This window comes from Vibrio sp. V33_P6A3T137, assembly GCF_009904835.1.
GTDB lineage: Bacteria > Pseudomonadota > Gammaproteobacteria > Enterobacterales > Vibrionaceae > Vibrio > Vibrio metschnikovii.
In genome coordinates, this window is sequence record NZ_WXWK01000090.1 from 31858 (window position 1) to 51698 (window position 19841).

Here is a 19841-nt window from a genome sequence, read left to right on the forward strand (position 1 = left end):
CTAGGTGATGCCTTACTTGATGTTTATCCTGCGACGTTAATGCCTATCCTACTGATCATCGATAAGTAGTCGTACTGTAATCATAGACGGAATTGTTCACCAAGATAAACCTGTTTTACTTGTTCATTATTCAGGACTTCGTGTGGTGTACCTTCGGCAATCAAACGTCCTTGACTGACAATATAGGCTTTTTCACACACGTCGAGGGTTTCTCGTACGTTATGGTCGGTGATCAGCACACCCAGTCCACGATCGCGCAAGTGCTCAATGATTTTCTTAATATCAATGACTGAAATCGGATCGACGCCAGCAAATGGCTCATCGAGTAAGATAAATTTCGGATTGGCAGCCAATGCGCGGGCAATTTCTACTCGGCGGCGTTCTCCGCCTGACAGTGCCATGCCGGCACTATGACGAATATGTTGGATATGAAACTCTTCGAGAAGATCTTCAAGTTTATCTTGTCGCTCTTCATGGGTCATTTCTTCACGCGTTTGTAAGACCGCCATGATGTTATCCTCGACCGATAATTTTCGAAAAATCGAGGCTTCTTGCGGTAGATAACCAATGCCTAGTCGTGATCGGCTGTGCATCGGCAAAATGCTAATGTCTTTATCGTCGATCATGATCGAACCTTCATCGCGCGCAACCAAGCCAACAATCATATAGAATGAGGTGGTTTTACCAGCACCATTGGGGCCAAGTAAACCGACGATCTGCCCAGATTCAACTTGTAGGCTCACATCGGAGACAACTTTACGTTTTTTATAGCTTTTGGCTAAATGTTCTGCTTTGAGTATCGACATAATTAATCTTGCTGCACGGCTTGAGGTTGAAGAATGGTAGAGACGCGTTCCGATCCCTGTCCATCAGCAATCAGTTTTTGTGATGAGATCTGATAGCGAATTTGCTGACCCCGGATCTCGCTGTCATCTTGAGCTAACATCGCTTGACCAATCATCAGCAGTTCGTCGTCAGCCATTTTGTAATACAGCTGCTTTGCTTGACCGTGCAAGGTTTTTCCCTCATCGGTCAACTGGGAAAAGGTAGCAGGATTGCCATAACCTTCAATTTGTTCAATTTTGCCGTTTTCCGGATTACGAATCACGACCAGTCGTTCAGCATTGATATTAATACTGCCCTGAACCAGTTTAACATTAGAAATATAGGTCACTCGGTTGTTCTTCATATCCAACTGCAGGCTATCTGAGTTGATATGAATGGGCTGTTGGGTATCAGTAGACAGAGCCAATGTCGGTGCCGAAGCAAATAAACAAGCCAAAAGACTAAGGTGTGAAAGTTTCATATCTACCTTGTACATGGTTATAGAGAACCGCCGAATGGTCAGACAAATTACCCTTCATCGCCTGCCCGTGAGTTTCAAACTGTGGCCCGATCAACGTGACTTGGCTATCAGACCAAAAGTCACGATTATCGAGTTGAATGCTAAATTTACTGGTTGTGAGTCGTTCAAAGCCAGAATCCGCCAATAAATTATGGGCCACAACGTCATCATAAAGGATCAACACTTGCTGTTTAGTGAGAATTCCGCGTTTTGCCGTTAATTGCCACTCTTGGGTTGTTCCATCTCGATACACTTTAAGGACGGGATACTCAAACGTCGTGTTGCCACTTTCCGCATAAAAATCTAAGTGTTGTGAGATAATCTCATAATTCCGTACACCTTGTTGATTGTAGGTGACGTTGTTGAGATGTTTGCCGCTGAACATCGGCAGCTCAAAATTTGGGGTAACTTGAATCGCCGTCGATTGATCTTTATCCAGCAGATAATACCCCGACCAAGCAGCAACAAAAAATAAACAAAGATAAAGGATACGAGTCAAGCTCATATGCTCAGACCTTGATAGGTTTCCAGTTGATCTCGAGCTTGTAAAATAAGATCACAGACTTCACGTACCGCCCCATGTCCCCCTTTAATATGAGTGACATAATTGGCTTTTTGAACCAGCAAAGGGTGTCCATCAGCGACACATACTTTGAGTGCGACCTTGTCCATGACGGGCCAATCGATCAGATCATCGCCAATATAAGCGGTGTGTTCTGGGGCAATGGCCAGCTTTTGACAAATATCGTGATAAGCACTGAGCTTATCATCTTGGCCTTGGTAAACCAGTGAAATACCTAACGCTTTCATGCGATTTTCGACTATTTTTGACTGACGACCTGTAATGATCGCAATCTGAATTCCCGCTTTCATTAGAGACTTTACGCCATAGCCATCGCGGGTATGGAAGGTTTTTAGCTCTTCCCCCTGGTTACCCATGTAGACCAACCCGTCAGAGAACACACCGTCAACATCACAAATCAGCAGTTGGATCTGCTTAGCGATGGCGAATACGTTGGCATCCACTTGGCCATATAAAGTGGTGATTGGTTGAGTCATCACATCACTCCTGCTTTGAGTAGGTCGTGCATATTTAAAGCGCCAACCAACTTATGGTTATCGACCAGCATTAAGCCATTAATGCGTTTCTCTTGCATTAAGTTTAGCCCTTCTACCGCGAGTAGGTGGGGGGAAGCAACGGTTGGGTTTTGCGTCATGACTTGCTCGATAGTCGCGCTATGAATATCCACTCGTTTATCGAGAATTCGGCGCAGATCGCCATCAGTGAAAATACCCACTAAGCGATCATCGTCGCTGACGACGGCGGTCATGCCTAAGCCTTTTTGACTGATTTCTAGTAGTGCTTCTCTGATCAGTGCATTAGGCGAAACTTTAGGCAGCGCTTCTCCTTGATGCATGATATCCGATAGCTTAAGCAGTAATTTACGGCCAAGGGCGCCCCCAGGGTGTGACAAGGCAAAATCTTCAGCGGTAAACCCCCGTGCTTGCAGAAGTGCAACGGCTAATGCATCGCCCATGACTAACGTGGCTGTGGTGCTTGATGTCGGCGCTAAACCTAGCGGACAGGCTTCTTCAGGAACGGTGATTTGTAAATGGATATCGGCCAAGTTCGCCATGGTTGAACGGGGGTTACCAGTCATACTGATGATGCGATTATTGAGCCGTTTTAATACCGGAAATAGCGCTAGAATCTCAGAAGATTCACCAGAGTTAGAAATGGCAAGCACAATATCACCGCGTTCTATCATACCAAGATCGCCATGCGAGGCTTCGCCTGGGTGTACGAAAAAAGCCGAAGTGCCTGTACTGGCTAACGTCGCGGCAATTTTTTTACCAATATGCCCAGATTTACCGATCCCCATTACGGCAACTTTACCCTGTTTATTCGCGATAATCATTTCACACGCTTGAGTAAAATCAGCATTAAAGTACTGTTCTAATTGTTGTAATCCGGCAATTTCAGTGGCCAGTACTTGCTGAGCAACACGGCGGTAATCAAAGTTTTCAGACATTCCCATTCCCTACATTAAGCAGCCATATTCATCAATAAATACCCTTGATAAGCAATGAATATGATAAACAGTACAGCACCTTCGAGACGGTTAATACTGCGTGATTTACCAAGGGCCATGATCACTAGTAATAATGAGACCGCTAACATGACCCAAAAGTCACGGCCCATGACGCTATCGCTCAGTATCGATGGGTTTAAAATCCCAGGAATACCCATTACGGCAAGAATATTAAACACATTCGAGCCGATGATATTGCCGACGGCCATATCATCTTCACCTTTTAATACTCCAGCCAGCGAGGCAGCAAGTTCTGGTAAGCTGGTTCCGACGGCAATAATCGTCAGTCCGATAACCAAATCACTCATACCAAAATACTTGGCAATGATCACTGAGTTATCAACAAGCATGCTGGCCGCAAAAGGCAATAGTATTAGACCAATAACGACCCAGATGATGGCTTTTTTATTACTCACATCGCTTGGAATCTCTGATTCACATTCAGCCAATAAGGCATCACCATTTTGCTGCTCTTTACGACTAATGTGTAACATCGCTAAGATAAACACCGCAAAGAGAACAAACAGCAGAATACCTTCATAAAAGCCTAAATAGCTATTCCAGAGCAGAAGACCGGATAATAACGTCACGCCAACCATCAGTGGTAATTCGCGACGCAAGACCATTGAACTGATTGATAATGGTTTAATTAATGCCGTGATGCCGAGGATCAACGCAATATTGGCGATGTTCGAACCGAGTACGTTACCCACCGCGGTATCCGTTTTGCCATCTAAAGCGGCGGTAGCTGAAACCATCATTTCAGGGGCTGATGAGCCCATCGCTAAAATAGTCATCCCGATAACTAAGGGAGAAATACCGACGTTACGTGCGATGGCGGCAGCGCCAAAAACCAGCTTATCGGCACTCCAAACCAGTAGAATCAGGCCGACAATCAGTAATCCAGTGGCTTCGAGCATGGCGATTCCTAATCTCAATAAAAAATGAATGAGTAACCGCTAATTTTGACGTGTTGGTCACTAAAAGGGAAGTCGAAGATAACATTTATTGTGGCATTTTTATCAAGGGTTTTCATGCGTGATTGCGCTTAATTGAGAGAAATCGGACGCTTTACTTACACTTTGTTACCGATTTTTCCGGATAGTCAAAGGTTCGATGACGTTTTCATCACTCTTCTTATCGTCAGTGATGTAAGGTTATTAGAGGAAAATATCACTGGCCGGAGAGAGTGCTTGTCGAACGACTAATTGAACAGCGCTTTTAATTTAAGCCTAATCTGCTTATGATTGCGCATCATCTGGATGGAAAACCACAACAGCGAATCGAGAGTATGTCCGAAACTGATCTAGTGACCATCAATAAGTTAACCTTTTCCCGAGCCAATCGTCTCATCTTTGATCAGGTGAGTCTGCAGGTACCAAAAGGGAAAATCACCGCCATTATGGGGCCTTCTGGAATAGGCAAGACGACCTTGTTACGTTTGATTGGTGGTCAACTCCTGCCTGAAGCCGGTGACATTTGGTTTGATGGCGATAATATTCCCCATTTATCACGTAAACAGCTTTATCAAGCCCGTAAAAAAATGAGCATGCTTTTCCAATCAGGTGCTCTATTTACCGATCTTAATGTGTTTGATAATGTCGCCTTTCCACTTCGCGAACATACGAAATTAAACAAGGCGTTGATAAAAACACTAGTCCTTCTTAAGCTTGAAGCGGTGGGTTTACGCGGAGCTGCCCATTTAATGCCAAGCGAGCTGTCTGGTGGTATGGCACGTCGAGCCGCCTTAGCGCGAGCCATCGCGCTTGATCCGGAACTGATCATGTACGATGAACCGTTTGTTGGCCAAGATCCTATCACCATGGGAGTTCTGGTTGAGCTGATCCGTAACTTAAATCAAGCATTAGGTTTAACGTCGGTGGTGGTGTCTCATGATGTGCCTGAAGTGATGAGTATTGCTGATTGGGTTTATTTATTGGCGGATGGCAAGGTGATTGCTTTTGGTACGCCGCAAGAACTGGAAAATAACCCAGATCCACGCGTGCAACAATTTTTACGCGGTGAAGCGGATGGGCCTGTCCCTTTTCGTTTTCCTGCGCAGTCGATAGAGAAGGACTTGTTTGATGGCCAATAATTGGGAGCAAGCAATCAGTCGCTTTGGTCGGCGCTGTTTAGGCGTTGGCGAATCTTTTGGGCGAGCGAGCTTGATGCTGTTTGGGGCTCTGGTGGGAAGACCAAGACCGATCCAACATTTACCTCTGCTGATTAAACAATTGTACAGCGTTGGCGTACAGTCTCTGGCGATTATTATCGTCTCAGGCCTGTTTATTGGCATGGTTCTCAGCTTGCAAGGTTATGTAATCCTAGTTGATTTTGGGGCTGAAACCAGCTTAGGGCAAATGGTGGCCTTGTCGTTATTGCGTGAGCTTGGCCCTGTTGTCACGGCATTGCTGTTCGCGGGACGAGCCGGTTCGGCGTTGACGGCGGAAATTGGCTTAATGAAAGCTACCGAACAAATCTCCAGTTTAGAAATGATGGCCGTGGATCCGCTTAAGCGAATCATTGCCCCACGTTTGTGGGCTGGACTGATTTCTATGCCTTTACTGGCGATGATCTTTATGGCAGTAGGCATTTGGGGTGGGCATTTAGTCGGCGTTGATTGGAAAGGTATTGATCAAGGTAGTTTTTGGTCGGTAATGCAATCGTCGGTTGAATTAGGTAGAGATATTGGTAACAGCGTGATCAAATGTGTGGTCTTTGCGATCACAGTAACTTGGATCGCGCTGTTTAACGGTTATGACGCTATTCCTACTTCAGAAGGGATTAGCCGAGCGACAACACGTACCGTGGTACACTCGTCTTTGGCGGTGTTAGCACTGGATTTTGTTCTGACCGCATTGATGTTTGGGAATTAAACATGCAGCAAACACGAAAAGTAGAATTTTGGGTAGGGAGTTTTGTGCTAGCAGGAATTTGCGCAATTCTTATTATGATTTTTCACGTAGCTGACGTGAAAGGGTTAGGTTCAAACGATACTTACTCATTAACCGCTGAGTTCGATAATATCGGCAATTTGAAAGTTCGCTCACCAGTCAAAGTGGGTGGTGTAGTCGTGGGGCGCGTATCCGATATTCAGCTGGATCGTCATCGTTTATTGCCGGTTGTGACCATGGCAATCGATAGTCGATATGATCAGTTTTCTGAAAACTCCAGTGTGAAAATACTCACTTCAGGATTAATTGGTGAGCAATACATAGGTTTAGTGCCCGGATTTGTCTTTGATGATGAGCAAATGCTCAAAGATGGTGACCATATTGAAGACACCAAATCAGCGCTAGTATTGGAAGATTTAATCGGCCAAGTGCTGTATAGCGTAGGCAGTTCAGACAGTAAAAAACAGGAGTAAATCATGTTGAAACGGTATTGGGTTTTAGTACTAGGCCTGTTTTTTTCATTGGCAATTCAAGCCGAAGTGATTGATAAAACGCAGCCTTATCAGATGATGAAACAAGTGGCAGAAAAGTCATTTGCTCGTTTAAAAGCCGAACAACCTAAGATTCGCGACAATCCTGAGTATCTTAAAGTCATTGTTGAAGAAGAGCTTATGCCTTACATCAATGAGCAGTATGCAGCGTTGAAACTACTCGGCACACATTTACAAGGGGCTAATCGTGAAGAGGTTGGCCAGTTCATTACGGCGTTTCGCGCTTATATGGTGACAAGCTATGCACAAGCCTTAACCCAATATAACGATCAGCGCGTTGAGTTTGCTCCTGAAGTTCCAGTCCCAGAAGGGCGACGGATTACTGGCGTACAGGTGGAACTGATCGACCCACCAAGACCGAATGTGAAAATTGAGTTCCGTCTGCGTCAGGAGAGAAATGGAGAATGGAAAGGATTTGATATGATTGCAGAAGGGATCAGTTTGTTATCAAGTAAGCAATCTGAGTGGAGCGGTAAAATCCGTCAAGACGGGATCTTAGCGGTCGCGAAAGAGTTGCAACGCTTATCAGAGCAACCGATCCGTTTTGAGAGTGAGTCACAATGAGTGAGCAATGGCAAATGACCAATCCTGAACACGCCTTATTAAAAGGCGCGCTGGATAGAGAAACCGTTCCTAACTTGTGGCGTCATTTACAAACTTGGCAACCGACGGCTTTGCAATGCGAGATTTCTTTAGCAGAGGTACAACGTATCGATTCTGCGGGGATGGTAATGCTCATTCACTTAATAGAGCATGCAAAAACACAAAACTGTCATATAATGCTGAGTTTTGTGCCACAACAACTGCGCACATTATTTCAGTTGAGCAACATCGAAGCGATGATGGCTCAACATATTCAACCATTAGCAGGGGTGAATTGTGGATAGCACACAAGTACAACAATTATTACAACAAGCGCTCAACCTTGAAGAGCTACATGTCAAAGGTGAGGGTAGCCATTATGAAGTGATCGCGATTGATGCGAGCTTCGAGACGATGAGTCGAGTGAAAAAACAGCAACTGATTTATGCTCCATTAATGGCGTACATTCAGCGTAATGATATTCACGCGGTATCAATCAAAACGTTCACCCCACAAGAGTGGGCTCGCAATAAAAAGTTGATGTCGCTGTAAGGTTTTTTAATGGAAAAATTTCGAGTTATTGGGTCAGATAAGCCGCTGCAAGGTGAAGTGACCATTTCCGGTGCAAAAAATGCTGCACTGCCTATTTTATTTGCGTCCATTTTGGCCGAAGAACCAATTGAAGTCGCTAACGTCCCTCACTTACGTGACATTAATACCACGATGGAACTGCTCAAACGCTTAGGCGCAAAAGTGGAACGTAATGGTTCGGTTCATGTTGACGCTAGCCAAATTAACCAATATTGCGCGCCATACGATCTCGTAAAAACCATGCGTGCCTCTATTTGGGCATTGGGTCCACTGGTTGCGCGCTTTGGTCAAGGCCAAGTTTCGCTACCCGGTGGTTGTGCGATTGGTGCACGTCCCGTCGATTTGCATATTCATGGCCTCGAGCAATTGGGTGCGACGATTACGTTAGAAGACGGTTATGTCAAAGCGAGCGTTGATGGGCGCTTACAAGGTGCGCATATTGTTATGGACAAAGTCAGTGTCGGTGCCACGATTACCATCATGTGTGCCGCGACATTGGCAGAAGGTAAAACGGTATTAGATAACGCTGCTCGAGAGCCGGAAATTGTTGATACTGCTGCCTTTTTAAATAAACTCGGCGCTAAAATTACCGGTGCAGGTACAGACAGTATCACTATCGAGGGTGTTGAACGTCTTGGTGGTGGTCGTCATGCTGTGGTTGCTGATCGCATTGAAACGGGCACCTTTTTAGTTGCTGCGGCAGTCTCTCATGGCAAGATCCTCTGTCGCAATACCAAAGCCAGTTTACTGGAAGCGGTACTCGCTAAATTAGAAGAAGCTGGCGCAGAAATTGAAACTGGCGATGATTGGATAAGTTTGGACATGACTGGGCGAGAGCTGAAAGCCGTGTCAATTCGCACCGCTCCCCATCCTGGTTTTCCGACTGATATGCAAGCCCAATTTACTCTCCTGAATATGATGGCCAAAGGTGGCGGTAAAATTACCGAAACCATCTTTGAAAACCGTTTTATGCACGTACCTGAATTGATGCGTATGGGAGCCAAAGCCGAAGTTGAGGGGAACACGGTGATTTGTGGTGATGTCGAATCATTGAGTGGAGCTCAAGTGATGGCAACGGATCTACGAGCTTCCGCGAGCTTAGTGATCGCGGGTTGTATTGCTAAAGGTGAAACCATCGTTGATCGGATTTATCATATCGATCGTGGCTATGAACGCATCGAAGATAAATTGTCGGCGTTAGGGGCTCATATCGAACGTGTCAGTGAGCCAAACTAACGGGCTCAAGGGTTAATGAGCCGAAATTTTAGGATTTCGGCTTTTTTATTTAAGCTCCATTGGAGAATCTGCATGATTGCTGTCTTGCGTCTTTTGGCATTAGCTCTATTTGCTGTTGTGATGTTTGTTTTTGGATGTGGCTATTGTTTGCTCAGTCCGCGCAATCCAAAACACGTTTTCACCTTTGGCCGTCTGTTTGCCAAAATGTCTCGGGTATTTGGTATTACTTTAGAGCTGCGTATTCCTGAGGATGCTTATCATCGTGGTCAGGCGATTTATATTGCTAACCATCAAAATACTTGGGATCTTTTTACCGTCTCTGCGGCGGTGACGCCCAAAGTGGTCACGGTAGGTAAAAAAAGCCTATTATGGACGCCGTTGTTTGGTCAGTTGTATTGGCTAACCGGCAATATTTTGATTGATCGCAGTAATAAGGCCAAAGCCAAAGGCACGATTGATCAAGTGGTGGATAGTATGAATAACAGTGACGTTTCGGTCTGGATGTTCCCTGAAGGAACGCGTTCCCGTGGCCGGGGGTTACTGCCTTTTAAAGCGGGTGCTTTTCATGCTGCGATAGGTGCGAAAGTGCCGATTATTCCGATTGTCTGTAGTTCTACTAATCATTTACGTTTAAATCGTTGGAATAATGGTCATGTGATTGTCGAAATGCTGTCGCCCGTTAGTACGGAAGGGTTAACTCGAGAACAAGTCCGTGAATTATCTAAGCAGTGTCACCATGATATGCAAATCAAATTGGCTGAGCTTGATGCCGAAGTGGCGCGATTAGATGCTCAACCAGCTCGTGGATAATTGCCTTTTATAGAATCACTGAGCCGTTGAAGTCTCGCTAATACATCAGAGAAAAGAAAAAAGGTTGCTTATCAAGCAACCTTTTTTATCGCGAGAACGCTTATCGACGAACAGCGATCGCTTCAATTTCAATCCCAACATCTTTCGGTAAACGAGCCACCTCAACGCAAGAACGTGCAGGGTAATTGGCGACGTTATGATCATCAAAAAACTGGCCATAAACCTGATTTACGGTCGCAAAATCATTGAGATCTTTGACGAACACGGTCATTTTAACGATATCACCTACCGTTAATCCTGCCGATTCAACCACCGCTTTAACGTTATCTAAAGATTGTTTTGCTTGAGCAGCGATATCAGCAGGGACTTCTCCTGTTACTGGGTTTACAGGGATTTGGCCTGAAGTCAACACCATGTTACCTAAATCAATTCCCTGAATATAAGGACCGATTGCCGCTGGAGCCGATTCGGTATGCAGAACTTTAGTCATGCGAGTTATTCCATAATCTTGATTAAAAATGAGTTTTTAGTGTGCCTCTAAACCTAGTAGAGGTAAAGAGGCAATCGGCAGAACCTTGGCGGTTTGCACTTCGTTTATGGATGTTACGTCGTTAGTACGAATGAACTCTGTTTAGGCTTCGCGTTCGGTGACCACTTCGCGTGAAAAGACTTTCTCACAGTATTTACATTTAAGACGAATTTCATTGGCTTTCTCAAAAATGCGGAAGCTACTCTCAACGGGTTCATTGTGTGAGATACAGTTGCTGTTTGGGCAAGCAAAAACGTTATTGATCTTTTCTGGCAGCGTTAAGGCTAATTTTTTAACGACTTGATAATCTTCTATTTGGTTAACCGTTGCATGGGGGGCATAAAGTGCGAGTTTATTGGCTTGATCTTCGTTGATAAAGACATTCTCTATCTTCAGGAGATCTTTATGGCCAAGTGCAGAAGAGGGAAGATTGAGTCCGATAGTGACGCGTTGGTGAGAGTTGTGCATATCAAATAAACGCAAGACTTTGATCCCAACCTTGGCTGGGATGTGATCAATAACCGTCCCGTTTTTAATCGCTTCAACTTGCAGTTTAGTCTCTTTATTCATGTTCGGCTCCATTACAGTGACTCATTTAACACAAGGGCGAGCAGTGCTTCACGGGCATAGACCCCATTCTCGGCTTGTTGAAAGAAGTAGGCGTGCGAGGTTTTATCGACATCCGTTGTGATTTCATCAACCCGTGGCAACGGATGGAGGACTTTCATGTTTGAGCGAGCGTCTTGCAGCATCGTCGCCGTTAACACGAAGGCGGATTTAATATGCGCGTATTCTGATTCATCGAAACGTTCTTTTTGGACTCGTGTCATGTATAAAATGTCGAGTTCAGGGATCACGCTTTCCATATCGCTATGTAGGCTGTATTGCAGCCCGGCATCATCAAGTTCTTCACAAATGTAATCGGGCATTGCCAGTGCTTCTGGAGCGACAAAGAAGAAGCGGTTGTTGTCAAATTTCGCCAATGCTTGAGTTAAAGAGTGAACAGTACGGCCATATTTCAAATCACCGACAAAGGCGATGTTTAAGTTATTTAAACGGCCTTGAGTTTCAAAAATGGAGAATAAGTCGAGCAGGGTTTGTGTCGGATGTTGATTCGAACCATCACCAGCATTAATCACCGGTATGCCATTGGAAAATTCAGAAGCAAGACGAGCGGCTCCCTCTTGAGGATGACGCATAACAAATGCATCAACGTAAGAGGCTATTACCTGAACTGAATCGGCTAAGGTTTCGCCTTTTTTAGCCAGTGACGTATTACCACCATTATCAAAACCAATCACGCTGCCACCGATACGTTGTACCGCCGTTTCAAAAGAGAGTCGCGTTCGAGTTGAGGGTTCGAAAAAACAACTGGCAATAACCTTATCTTTAATCAGAGTCGGTTTCGGTTCTGCTTTTAGCTGACCTGCGGTGTGGACAATCAATTCCAGTTCTGCTCGTGATAGCTCAGAAATGGAGATGATGTGCTTTTGGTAAAGCGAATTGGTCATAATGTCTTCCCTTGCTTGGTGTTTCGGCCATAAAAAAGCCCCCCGATCTGGGAGGCTATTTATTATCAATAAAGGGTAACAACGCATTGACTAGTAAGCAAAATTGCTCACCGCAATGAAGCATAGAAACATGGTTGATATCGTTTCTGTTCACAAGCCACCCCTTAGACAAATTGCTGGGCATTATACGCCGAACTTTTCTCAAGGCAAGCGTTTGCTTAGTGAGTTTTTCGTTTGCTTATTAACCATTAAATGCATGGTTATCCACCTAAGGTGGCGACCATTACGGCTTTGATGGTATGGAGTCGGTTTTCCGCTTGATCAAACACGATCGCGTGTTCGGACTCAAACACTTCTTCAGTAACCTCTAAGCCTTGCATACCATATTTTTCGGCTACTTGTTTACCAACGGTGGTTTGATCATTATGAAAGGCGGGTAAGCAGTGCATGAATTTAACGCGAGGATTCCCCGTGGCACGAATAGCCGCCATATTAACTTGATAAGGCGTCATGATCGCCACGCGTTCGTCCCACGCTTCGGGTTCTTCTCCCATTGAGACCCAAACATCGGTGTAGAGGAAATCGCAGCCTTTGACGCCTTCTGCGACATCTTCGGTCAAGGTAATACTTGCCCCTGTTTGTTGGGCAATACTTTGACAAATATCGACTAATTGACGATCTGGCCAGAAAGCTTTAGGAGCGACTAAGCGAATATCCATGCCCATTTTTGCCGCGCCGACCATGAGTGAATTACCCATGTTATTGCGCGCATCACCAAGATAAGCAAAGCGGATTTGATCTAGAGCTTTACCATGAGAAAACTCTTGCATGGTTAGGAAATCAGCCAGAATTTGCGTTGGATGAAACTCATCAGTCAGGCCATTCCATACTGGAACTCCAGCATATTGGCCAAGTTCTTCGACGATCGATTGACCATAACCGCGATATTGGATGCCATCGTACATACGGCCCAATACTCGTGCGGTATCTTTCATCGATTCTTTATGGCCAATTTGTGAGCCGGAAGGGCCAATATAGGTGACTTGAGCGCCTTGATCAAAGGCGGCAACTTCAAAAGCGCAGCGGGTACGTGTGGAGGCTTTCTCAAAAATAAGCGCGATGTTTTTGCCCAGCAAGGTTTTTTGCTCGGTGCCTGCGTATTTGGCTCGCTTTAAGTCCGCCGCTAGACTCAACAAAAATTGAATTTCTTGGGGAGTGAAGTCAAGTAATTTTAAAAAATTACGCTGACGCAAATTAAAAGCCATATCGAGTCCTTAACCATAAAAAAGAATAGGACCAGTTAAACATATAGATGCTATAAAAGTGAATAATTATTTTATGTTGAGCGGTGAGTTATGTGAAATAACTCACCGCATTGGATTACAAGTTTTCTTCCGCAAATTCGGCTAAGCGGCTGCGGACGACACCATTGAGATGGATGTTGGCACTGCCTTCGAAGTTTTTGAAACGCTCAACCATATAGGTAAGCCCTGAGGTTACTGGTGTGAGGTAGTGGGAATCAATTTGTGCCAAGTTACCTGAACAGACAATTTTGGTTCCTTCTCCACAACGAGTAATGATGGTTTTAATTTGTGATGCGGTTAAGTTTTGGCACTCATCCAATAAGACAAAGGCATTTTGTATTGAGCGGCCACGCATAAAGTTGATCGACTTAAATTGAATATTGGCTTTATCACAGATGTATTTGAGCGAGCCCTCGGTACAGTGATCGTGCTTGTGCAGCGCTTCTAAAGTATCGGTGATGGCGGCTAACCACGGCATCATTTTCTCTTCTTCACTACCCGGTAAAAAGCCAATCGACTCACCAATATCGGGTGTGTTGCGAGTAACAATGATTTTATCGAACATTTTGCGTTCGATGGTTTGGTCTAAGGCTGCGGCCATAGCCAGTAACGTTTTACCACTACCGGCCGCGCCAGTGAGAATGACTAGATCAATCTCAGGATCGAGCAAGGCATCTAATGCCATGGCTTGATAAATGTTTTTTGGCATAATGTCCCAGACTTTGCGGTGCATGAGCCGTTCACGTCCAAGATCACGTAGGGTTATTGAGTCATCGCTGAGGGTTTCGACTCGAGCGGTGAAGTCACTTTCTTCATCCAATACATATTGATTAATGTAGGTGGGTTCGAAGGGTTTGCGATCCAATTTATGGAAAGTTTTGCCTCCCAAAGTATAACTGTCCACACTATCGACATTATCCCAAAAATTACCGGGACGGGTCTGAAAGCCTTTTGTGAGGTATTGTACATCGTCAATTAATTGGTCAGTTCGGTAATCTTCAACAAAGCGTACTCCCGCTCCCTTCGCACGTAAACGCATGTTGATGTCTTTGGTGATTAATACCACCGAACGCGGTGCGCGCTTATTTTGTAGGTGCAATACGGCATTCAAGATCCGATTGTCTCCCTCCTTGTCGGTAAACGCTTTAACCGTTTCATGCACTTCGTAATCGGCCAAAATGGCAATCGTTCCTTTATTGCCACCTGAATTTTTTAAGGGGATACCTTCAGAGATCTCATCCGGTGTTGCATCGTGGAAAATGTTTTCCAAGGCACGGATGGCAACTCGTGCGTCTCGGGCCACATCGCGTTTGCTGTCTTTAATTCTGTCGAGTTCTTCGAGGACGGTCATCGGGATGACGACGTCGTGTTCTTGGAAGGAGTAAATTGCAAGAGGTTCATGCAATAGTATGTTGGTGTCTAGGACAAACAGTTTCCGGTCAGTATCGCCCATAAGCGTCTCCTTGCTATGTGATAGCGGGTATAATGAAGGTCTGCATTCTTGTGCTTACGATCGATTCTACGCTGTCGCCAGGTTGTCGATCACTGCGGATAGAAGGCAAACTGGTATGGATACTCTCTGTTTGAACAAGCATATCGTATGCCAACAAACCTTACGTCGATGTAAGGTGATACTGGTTTAGTATCGTTTGGCAACCTGCTGGTCTTTTTCAGTATAGCAACCTATTGAATTAGCATTGCCATTAAAATGTGACACTTTGATGTCAGCCAACCACTCAAGAAAAAAAGCGTGGAATGGGCGTGACCTGTATCACGCCATCAAGTAAGATTAGCGACCTTTTTCTGCACCATAACGGTTGGACAAGTAGACTTTTTCTTGACGCCGGTGCAGTCACGGTAACGGATAATGTTTAATCCCAATAGATGAGGTAGTCTTGATGACTTTTGCTTTAGGGCAACGCTGGATAAGTGATACAGAAAGTGATTTAGGGTTGGGTACAGTGGTCGCGATGGACGCTCGTACAGTGACGTTAATGTTTGCCGCATCCGAAGAGAACCGAGTGTATGCGCGTCATGATGCGCCAGTCACACGAGTGGCTTTTAATGTCGGTGATACGGTTGATAGTCAAGAAGGTTGGTCACTCAATGTTGAACAAGTGGTGGAAGATCAGGGCGTACTCACCTATTTAGGGACTCGTGAAGATACTCAACAAGCAGGCATTGCATTGCGAGAGATTTTTCTGAGTAACCAAATCCGCTTCAATAAGCCACAAGATAAGTTGTTTGCTGGGCAAATTGATCGGATGGATAACTTTGTGTTGCGTTATCGTGCGCTGACCAATCAATACCAGCAGCATAAAAGCCCAATGCGCGGCCTATGTGGTATGCGTGCGGGGTTAATTCCTCATCAATTATACATTGCCCATGAAGTGGGTCGCCGTTATGCCCCTCGTGTCTTGTTAGCCGATGAAGTGGGTCTAGGTAAAACCATTGAAGCGGGGATGATCATTCATCAGCAAGTGTTGGCTGGACGCGCAGAGCGGATTTTAATTGTGGTGCCTGAAACATTGCAGCATCAGTGGCTGGTAGAAATGCTGCGCCGCTTTAACTTGCACTTTTCGGTATTTGATGAAGAGCGCTGTGTTGAGGCCTATGCCGAAGCGGATAATCCGTTTGAAACCCAGCAATATGTTTTATGTTCATTAGATTTCTTACGTAAAAGCCGGCAACGTTTTGAACAAGCGCTCGAAGCGGAATGGGATCTGTTAGTGGTTGATGAGGCGCACCATTTACAATGGAGCCAAGATAAACCGAGTCGTGAATATCAAGTCATCGAAGGATTAGCAGAACGCACACCCGCGGTATTATTGTTAACCGCGACACCAGAGCAATTGGGACGCGAAAGTCATTTTGCTCGTTTACGCTTGTTGGATGCGGATCGTTTTTATGACTATGACGCATTTGTTAAAGAAGAAGAGCAATATGCGCCTGTCGCTGATGCCGTGAGCGCGCTGTTATCTGGTCTTGTATTGACTGATACCGCAAAAAATCAAATCGCAGAATTATTATCTGAGCAGGACGTCGAGCCCTTACTGCGGGTACTAGACAGTCAAGCTGACGAACAGGAAAAAGCCGCTGCCCGTGATGAGTTGATCAGCAATCTTATGGATCGCCACGGTACAGGACGCGTTCTATTTAGAAATACGCGCGCTGCGATTAAAGGCTTCCCTAAGCGGAACGTGCATTTATTGCCGATGGAGATTCCAGCGCAGTACAGTACTTCAATGCGCGTCGCGGGGATGATTGGTGGTAAGCTGAGTCCACAAGCGCGAGCGATGAAAATGCTCTATCCAGAAGAAATCTTCCAAGAGTTTGAAGGCGATGATGCGAGCTGGTGGCAGTTTGATTCACGAGTCAATTGGTTGATTGATAAGGTTAAAGCCAAACGTAGCGAAAAGATTTTAGTCATTGCATCTCGCTCAAGTACCGCGTTGCAATTAGAGCAAGCTCTTCGTGAGCGAGAAGGGATCCGCGCGACGGTGTTCCATGAAGGAATGTCGATCATTGATCGCGATAAAGCGGCGGCTTATTTTGCTCAAGAAGAGGGCGGAGCTCAGGTACTGATTTGTAGTGAAATTGGCTCTGAAGGACGTAACTTCCAGTTTGCTCACCAACTGGTTATGTTTGATCTGCCGTTTAACCCTGATTTGCTTGAGCAGCGGATTGGTCGCTTAGATCGTATTGGTCAAGAAAATGACATCGATATTTATGTACCTTATTTGCAAGGGACGTCACAAGGGATTCTGGCTCGCTGGTTTAATGAAGGATTGAATGCTTTTGCCGAAACGTGTCCAACTGGGCGTGCGGTTTACGATCAATTCTCCGAAGCTTTGATCGCAATGCTAGCCACGGCAGACAGCAGTGAATTGGAGAGCGTGATCGACGCTTCAGCTAAGCTTAATCAAACCCTAAAAAGCCAATTGGAACAAGGGCGTGACCGTTTATTGGAAATGCACTCGAATGGTGGAGAAAAAGCGTTGCAGATCGCTCAGTCGATTGCAGAAACCGATGGCGATACCAATCTGGTTTCTTTCGCATTAAGTTTGTTTGATGCCGTTGGGTTAAATCAAGATGACCGTGGTGACAATGCTTTAGTGGTTACGCCTTCTGAACATATGATGGTTTCGAGTTATCCCGGTTTGCCTTATGAAGGGGCGACGATTACTTTTGACCGTAATACAGCGCTCTCTCGTGAAGATATGCACTTTATCAGTTGGGAGCACCCGATGATTCAAGGTGGGATTGATCTTCTAATGAGTGAAGGGGTTGGCGTTTGTGCGGTATCACTGTTGAAAAATAAAGCGCTGCCAGTGGGGACGATTCTATTAGAGATGGTCTATCTGGTGGATGCTCAAGCGCCTAAGAGCAGCGGTATCAGCCGTTTCTTACCCGCAACACCAATCCGTATTCTGATCGATGGCCGCGGCAATGATTTATCGGCGCAAGTTGATTTTGAAAGCTTTAATCGCCAGTTAAGCCCGGTGAATCGTCATTTAGCCAGTAAATTGGTGGCTTCTGTGCAGGCTGAAATACATCGTTTAATCGTCGCCAGCGATCCTGCGGTTAGCGCGAAAGTAGAGGCAATTCGTGAGCAGGCCAAGCAGGAGATGGAGCATAACTTGCACGCAGAGTTGGCGCGTTTATTGGCACTAAAAGCGGTTAACCCGAATATCCGTGATGAAGAGATCAGCGCATTAGAGCAGCAGATGAGCGCATTAAGTGGGTATATTTCTCAAGCGCAATATCAACTTGATTCACTGCGTTTGATTGTGGTTTCACATAACTAACGTTATATCTCGTACGCTTTAATGTTAAAAGGCTTTGTCAAATGACAAAGCCTTTTTTGATCCGTTCGAATCGGATTTGAAATAGAGCACCCGCTTTTACGATTAGATTAGCCATTTCCACCAAATAAACAGCGCTAAGAAACCGAATAGATAAATCAATCCGACGATCGATAACGCTCGCGTTTTTTTACCGAGCGCTAATTCGGCTGGTAAAGGGGTCTTAGTGACTAAGATGTAATTAAGTAGGGCAAAAAATGGCGTGGTCATAAACGCCATTACCATGGCAAAGTTGAGCATCGGCATCAAGGCAAACGCCCAAAAGACAATGATGGCTAACGCCAGCGCTGAAACGATAAATAGCCATGTTTGAAACAAACGAGGCGAAGCGTGAGTTTTATGTTGCAGTAAACGCTGTGCTTCGGCAATTACACGTGAATAGCCATCAATTACGGTAATCGTGCTGCCAAAAATACAGAAAAAGGCGATAACAGCAATCAAATAGCGCGACCATTCACCAATGGTGGAAGCGTACAAACCAACCAGTTGATGAGAAAATCCAATCCCTGATTGTGCCAGTTCAACCCCTGTACCGTGTAGCACCAAACTGCCCAGGGCAAGAAACACGATAGCGAGGACGGCAGTACCAATGTAGCCGACATTAAAATCAAACAGTGCTGACTGTGCAGTCACATTTTGTTGGCGGCGCTGACTTTTTAGCCACATTGAGGTTAAGCTCGAAATTTCAATCGGTGCCGGCATCCAGCCCATCGTCACGACGATAAAACCGATCGCAGCGAATGTCCAAGGTGAGGGCGTTTCGCTGACCACGGTTAATGGGGCAGGCCCAGTTGCGGCAATAAAGACCGCAGTGAGAGTCGCTAGGGTGAGCACTGCCATGATGGTTTTGGAGAGAACATCCAAAGCTTTGTAGTGCCCTGCGATCAAAATAATTAAACAAGTTACTAAAATGAAGCCGCTAAGTACGCTGGTCGCTATTTCAAATGGGATGAAGTAACCCAGTAAACTGGCACTGAATAACAGTAACGCAGCCGTATTAACTATTGCGGAGAAAATACTTAATAGAGTGAATCCCCACAGGTAGGTTTTTCCTAGCTTAGCGTAACCTTCAACGAGGCTTTCTCCGGTTCCCATGGTGTATTGAACACCAGCTTTAAAGAAAGGGTATTTGAATAAATTCACCAGTAAAATCAATGCCGCTAATTGCCAGCCATAAATTGCGCCAGCTTGAGTGGAAGCGACAAGATGGGAGCCTCCTACTGCCGCTGCGGCCATCATGATCCCCGGGCCAAGTGAGCGAACTAATTGTTTTAACGTGAGTTTTTCGGTGTTTGAATAAGGGACACTGTTTTCCATTCTCGATCCTTTTTCTACCTTTGACTTGCGTTTGCGGTCACTTGGTTTTAGGCCATGATTCAGCAATCTTCAGTGCCAGAGGTATGATTGATAGTTGTGTTTGATTTATTGTTATGGTCACTATCCCCTTCCTACTTGAAGCTACAGCGGTGTTGGCTACGTTGGTTCACACCGATCGCATCGTCTGCCTATGCTCATGGGGATGAACTCACT

At 45.3% G+C, this 19841-nt stretch carries 21 protein-coding genes; 9 read left to right on the plus strand and 12 right to left on the minus strand.

Going from position 1 to position 19841, the window contains the following annotated elements; genetic code table 11:
• Positions 1 to 80: 80 nt before the first annotated feature.
• From lptB to CAG60_RS08845, 6 genes are read right to left on the minus strand one after another with little or no spacing between them, the layout of a single operon-like run.
• Complete coding sequence (gene lptB, locus CAG60_RS08820) at positions 81 to 806, minus strand: LPS export ABC transporter ATP-binding protein (RefSeq protein WP_004394585.1); 726 nt, start codon at positions 804 to 806, stop codon at positions 81 to 83.
• A gap of 2 nt (positions 807 to 808) precedes the next feature.
• Positions 809 to 1306, minus strand: coding sequence for a lipopolysaccharide transport periplasmic protein LptA (gene lptA / locus CAG60_RS08825; protein WP_040904005.1), 498 nt, complete (start codon positions 1304 to 1306; stop codon positions 809 to 811).
• The gene (lptC, locus tag CAG60_RS08830) at positions 1287 to 1850 is read right to left on the minus strand and encodes an LPS export ABC transporter periplasmic protein LptC (RefSeq protein WP_040904008.1); all 564 of its coding nucleotides are present in this window, start codon (positions 1848 to 1850) and stop codon (positions 1287 to 1289) included. Before lptC ends, lptA begins: the two co-directional genes overlap by 20 nt.
• The gene (gene kdsC / locus CAG60_RS08835) at positions 1847 to 2404 is read right to left on the minus strand and encodes a 3-deoxy-manno-octulosonate-8-phosphatase KdsC (RefSeq protein ID WP_161426696.1); all 558 of its coding nucleotides are present in this window, start codon (positions 2402 to 2404) and stop codon (positions 1847 to 1849) included. Before kdsC ends, lptC begins: the two co-directional genes overlap by 4 nt.
• Complete coding sequence (locus tag CAG60_RS08840; protein ID WP_004394588.1) at positions 2404 to 3378, minus strand: KpsF/GutQ family sugar-phosphate isomerase; 975 nt, start codon at positions 3376 to 3378, stop codon at positions 2404 to 2406. Before CAG60_RS08840 ends, kdsC begins: the two co-directional genes overlap by 1 nt.
• Positions 3379 to 3392: 14 nt before the next feature.
• A complete protein-coding gene (locus tag CAG60_RS08845; protein WP_154170067.1) occupies positions 3393 to 4358 on the minus strand; it encodes a calcium/sodium antiporter in 966 nt (321 codons plus the stop codon).
• A 371-nt stretch (positions 4359 to 4729) separates the two neighbouring features.
• Here CAG60_RS08845 and mlaF point away from each other — a divergent pair, with 371 nt between their 5' ends.
• The 8 genes from mlaF (at position 4730) to CAG60_RS08885 (ending at position 10102) form a co-directional block, all read left to right on the plus strand.
• Positions 4730 to 5533: a phospholipid ABC transporter ATP-binding protein MlaF gene (gene mlaF, locus CAG60_RS08850; protein ID WP_161438764.1), complete on the plus strand. Its 804-nt coding sequence runs from the start codon at positions 4730 to 4732 to the stop codon at positions 5531 to 5533.
• Complete coding sequence (mlaE, locus tag CAG60_RS08855) at positions 5523 to 6314, plus strand: lipid asymmetry maintenance ABC transporter permease subunit MlaE (RefSeq protein ID WP_154170069.1); 792 nt, start codon at positions 5523 to 5525, stop codon at positions 6312 to 6314. Before mlaF ends, mlaE begins: the two co-directional genes overlap by 11 nt.
• A 2-nt stretch (positions 6315 to 6316) precedes the next feature.
• Entirely contained in the window at positions 6317 to 6805 is a 489-nt protein-coding gene (gene mlaD / locus CAG60_RS08860) for an outer membrane lipid asymmetry maintenance protein MlaD (protein ID WP_154170071.1), read from the plus strand.
• A gap of 3 nt (positions 6806 to 6808) precedes the next feature.
• On the plus strand, positions 6809 to 7447 hold the full coding sequence (locus CAG60_RS08865; protein ID WP_154170073.1) for an MlaC/ttg2D family ABC transporter substrate-binding protein: 639 nt from the start codon (positions 6809 to 6811) through the stop codon (positions 7445 to 7447).
• Entirely contained in the window at positions 7444 to 7770 is a 327-nt protein-coding gene (locus CAG60_RS08870; RefSeq protein WP_040904013.1) for an STAS domain-containing protein, read from the plus strand. The genes CAG60_RS08865 and CAG60_RS08870 overlap by 4 nt, the downstream gene beginning before the upstream one ends.
• Positions 7763 to 8017 (plus strand): BolA family iron metabolism protein IbaG, encoded by a 255-nt coding sequence (gene ibaG / locus CAG60_RS08875; RefSeq protein ID WP_004394594.1) that lies wholly within the window; start codon positions 7763 to 7765, stop codon positions 8015 to 8017. The genes CAG60_RS08870 and ibaG overlap by 8 nt, the downstream gene beginning before the upstream one ends.
• A 9-nt stretch (positions 8018 to 8026) precedes the next feature.
• Entirely contained in the window at positions 8027 to 9292 is a 1266-nt protein-coding gene (gene murA, locus CAG60_RS08880; protein ID WP_154170075.1) for a UDP-N-acetylglucosamine 1-carboxyvinyltransferase, read from the plus strand.
• Positions 9293 to 9364: 72 nt separating this feature from the next.
• On the plus strand, positions 9365 to 10102 hold the full coding sequence (locus CAG60_RS08885) for a 1-acylglycerol-3-phosphate O-acyltransferase (protein ID WP_161438765.1): 738 nt from the start codon (positions 9365 to 9367) through the stop codon (positions 10100 to 10102).
• Between the two features lie 100 nt (positions 10103 to 10202).
• On the opposite strand, the gene CAG60_RS08890 is transcribed toward CAG60_RS08885, so the two are convergent.
• The 5 genes from CAG60_RS08890 to CAG60_RS08910 all read right to left on the minus strand — a co-directional run bounded on the left by CAG60_RS08890 (position 10203) and on the right by CAG60_RS08910 (position 14899).
• Positions 10203 to 10592 carry a RidA family protein gene (locus CAG60_RS08890; protein ID WP_004394597.1) on the minus strand — a complete coding sequence of 130 codons (390 nt, stop codon included), beginning with the start codon at positions 10590 to 10592 and terminating at the stop codon, positions 10203 to 10205.
• 141 nt (positions 10593 to 10733) lie between these two features.
• Complete coding sequence (gene pyrI / locus CAG60_RS08895; RefSeq protein WP_158138937.1) at positions 10734 to 11201, minus strand: aspartate carbamoyltransferase regulatory subunit; 468 nt, start codon at positions 11199 to 11201, stop codon at positions 10734 to 10736.
• 11 nt (positions 11202 to 11212) lie between these two features.
• Positions 11213 to 12142, minus strand: coding sequence for an aspartate carbamoyltransferase (gene pyrB / locus CAG60_RS08900; protein ID WP_161438766.1), 930 nt, complete (start codon positions 12140 to 12142; stop codon positions 11213 to 11215).
• Between the two features lie 260 nt (positions 12143 to 12402).
• Positions 12403 to 13407 (minus strand): ornithine carbamoyltransferase, encoded by a 1005-nt coding sequence (gene argF, locus CAG60_RS08905; protein ID WP_158144662.1) that lies wholly within the window; start codon positions 13405 to 13407, stop codon positions 12403 to 12405.
• Positions 13408 to 13522: 115 nt separating this feature from the next.
• On the minus strand, positions 13523 to 14899 hold the full coding sequence (locus tag CAG60_RS08910) for a PhoH family protein (RefSeq protein WP_004394601.1): 1377 nt from the start codon (positions 14897 to 14899) through the stop codon (positions 13523 to 13525).
• A gap of 445 nt (positions 14900 to 15344) precedes the next feature.
• Between CAG60_RS08910 and rapA the strand changes: the two genes are divergently transcribed.
• The gene (gene rapA, locus CAG60_RS08915) at positions 15345 to 18254 is read left to right on the plus strand and encodes an RNA polymerase-associated protein RapA (protein ID WP_161438767.1); all 2910 of its coding nucleotides are present in this window, start codon (positions 15345 to 15347) and stop codon (positions 18252 to 18254) included.
• 102 nt (positions 18255 to 18356) lie between these two features.
• Here rapA and CAG60_RS08920 read toward each other — a convergent pair whose 3' ends face one another.
• On the minus strand, positions 18357 to 19628 hold the full coding sequence (locus CAG60_RS08920) for an NRAMP family divalent metal transporter (protein WP_161438768.1): 1272 nt from the start codon (positions 19626 to 19628) through the stop codon (positions 18357 to 18359).
• Between the last annotated feature and the right edge of the window lie 213 nt (positions 19629 to 19841).

What these genes read in the sequence shown, in the direction of transcription:
- CAG60_RS08840 (WP_004394588.1), bottom strand. Translation starts at nt 3,378, where the DNA reads ATGTCTGAAAACTTTGATTACCGCCGTGTTGCTCAGCAAGTACTGGCC.
- CAG60_RS08865 (WP_154170073.1), top strand. Translation starts at nt 6,809, where the DNA reads ATGTTGAAACGGTATTGGGTTTTAGTACTAGGCCTGTTTTTTTCATTG.
- lptB (WP_004394585.1), bottom strand. Translation starts at nt 806, where the DNA reads ATGTCGATACTCAAAGCAGAACATTTAGCCAAAAGCTATAAAAAACGT.
- pyrB (WP_161438766.1), bottom strand. Translation starts at nt 12,142, where the DNA reads ATGACCAATTCGCTTTACCAAAAGCACATCATCTCCATTTCTGAGCTA.
- mlaF (WP_161438764.1), top strand. Translation starts at nt 4,730, where the DNA reads ATGTCCGAAACTGATCTAGTGACCATCAATAAGTTAACCTTTTCCCGA.
- mlaE (WP_154170069.1), top strand. Translation starts at nt 5,523, where the DNA reads ATGGCCAATAATTGGGAGCAAGCAATCAGTCGCTTTGGTCGGCGCTGT.
- argF (WP_158144662.1), bottom strand. Translation starts at nt 13,407, where the DNA reads ATGGCTTTTAATTTGCGTCAGCGTAATTTTTTAAAATTACTTGACTTC.
- pyrI (WP_158138937.1), bottom strand. Translation starts at nt 11,201, where the DNA reads ATGAATAAAGAGACTAAACTGCAAGTTGAAGCGATTAAAAACGGGACG.
- lptC (WP_040904008.1), bottom strand. Translation starts at nt 1,850, where the DNA reads ATGAGCTTGACTCGTATCCTTTATCTTTGTTTATTTTTTGTTGCTGCT.
- CAG60_RS08845 (WP_154170067.1), bottom strand. Translation starts at nt 4,358, where the DNA reads ATGCTCGAAGCCACTGGATTACTGATTGTCGGCCTGATTCTACTGGTT.
- mlaD (WP_154170071.1), top strand. Translation starts at nt 6,317, where the DNA reads ATGCAGCAAACACGAAAAGTAGAATTTTGGGTAGGGAGTTTTGTGCTA.
- CAG60_RS08910 (WP_004394601.1), bottom strand. Translation starts at nt 14,899, where the DNA reads ATGGGCGATACTGACCGGAAACTGTTTGTCCTAGACACCAACATACTA.
- CAG60_RS08885 (WP_161438765.1), top strand. Translation starts at nt 9,365, where the DNA reads ATGATTGCTGTCTTGCGTCTTTTGGCATTAGCTCTATTTGCTGTTGTG.
- CAG60_RS08890 (WP_004394597.1), bottom strand. Translation starts at nt 10,592, where the DNA reads ATGACTAAAGTTCTGCATACCGAATCGGCTCCAGCGGCAATCGGTCCT.
- murA (WP_154170075.1), top strand. Translation starts at nt 8,027, where the DNA reads ATGGAAAAATTTCGAGTTATTGGGTCAGATAAGCCGCTGCAAGGTGAA.
- CAG60_RS08920 (WP_161438768.1), bottom strand. Translation starts at nt 19,628, where the DNA reads ATGGAAAACAGTGTCCCTTATTCAAACACCGAAAAACTCACGTTAAAA.
- CAG60_RS08870 (WP_040904013.1), top strand. Translation starts at nt 7,444, where the DNA reads ATGAGTGAGCAATGGCAAATGACCAATCCTGAACACGCCTTATTAAAA.
- lptA (WP_040904005.1), bottom strand. Translation starts at nt 1,306, where the DNA reads ATGAAACTTTCACACCTTAGTCTTTTGGCTTGTTTATTTGCTTCGGCA.
- rapA (WP_161438767.1), top strand. Translation starts at nt 15,345, where the DNA reads ATGACTTTTGCTTTAGGGCAACGCTGGATAAGTGATACAGAAAGTGAT.
- kdsC (WP_161426696.1), bottom strand. Translation starts at nt 2,404, where the DNA reads ATGACTCAACCAATCACCACTTTATATGGCCAAGTGGATGCCAACGTA.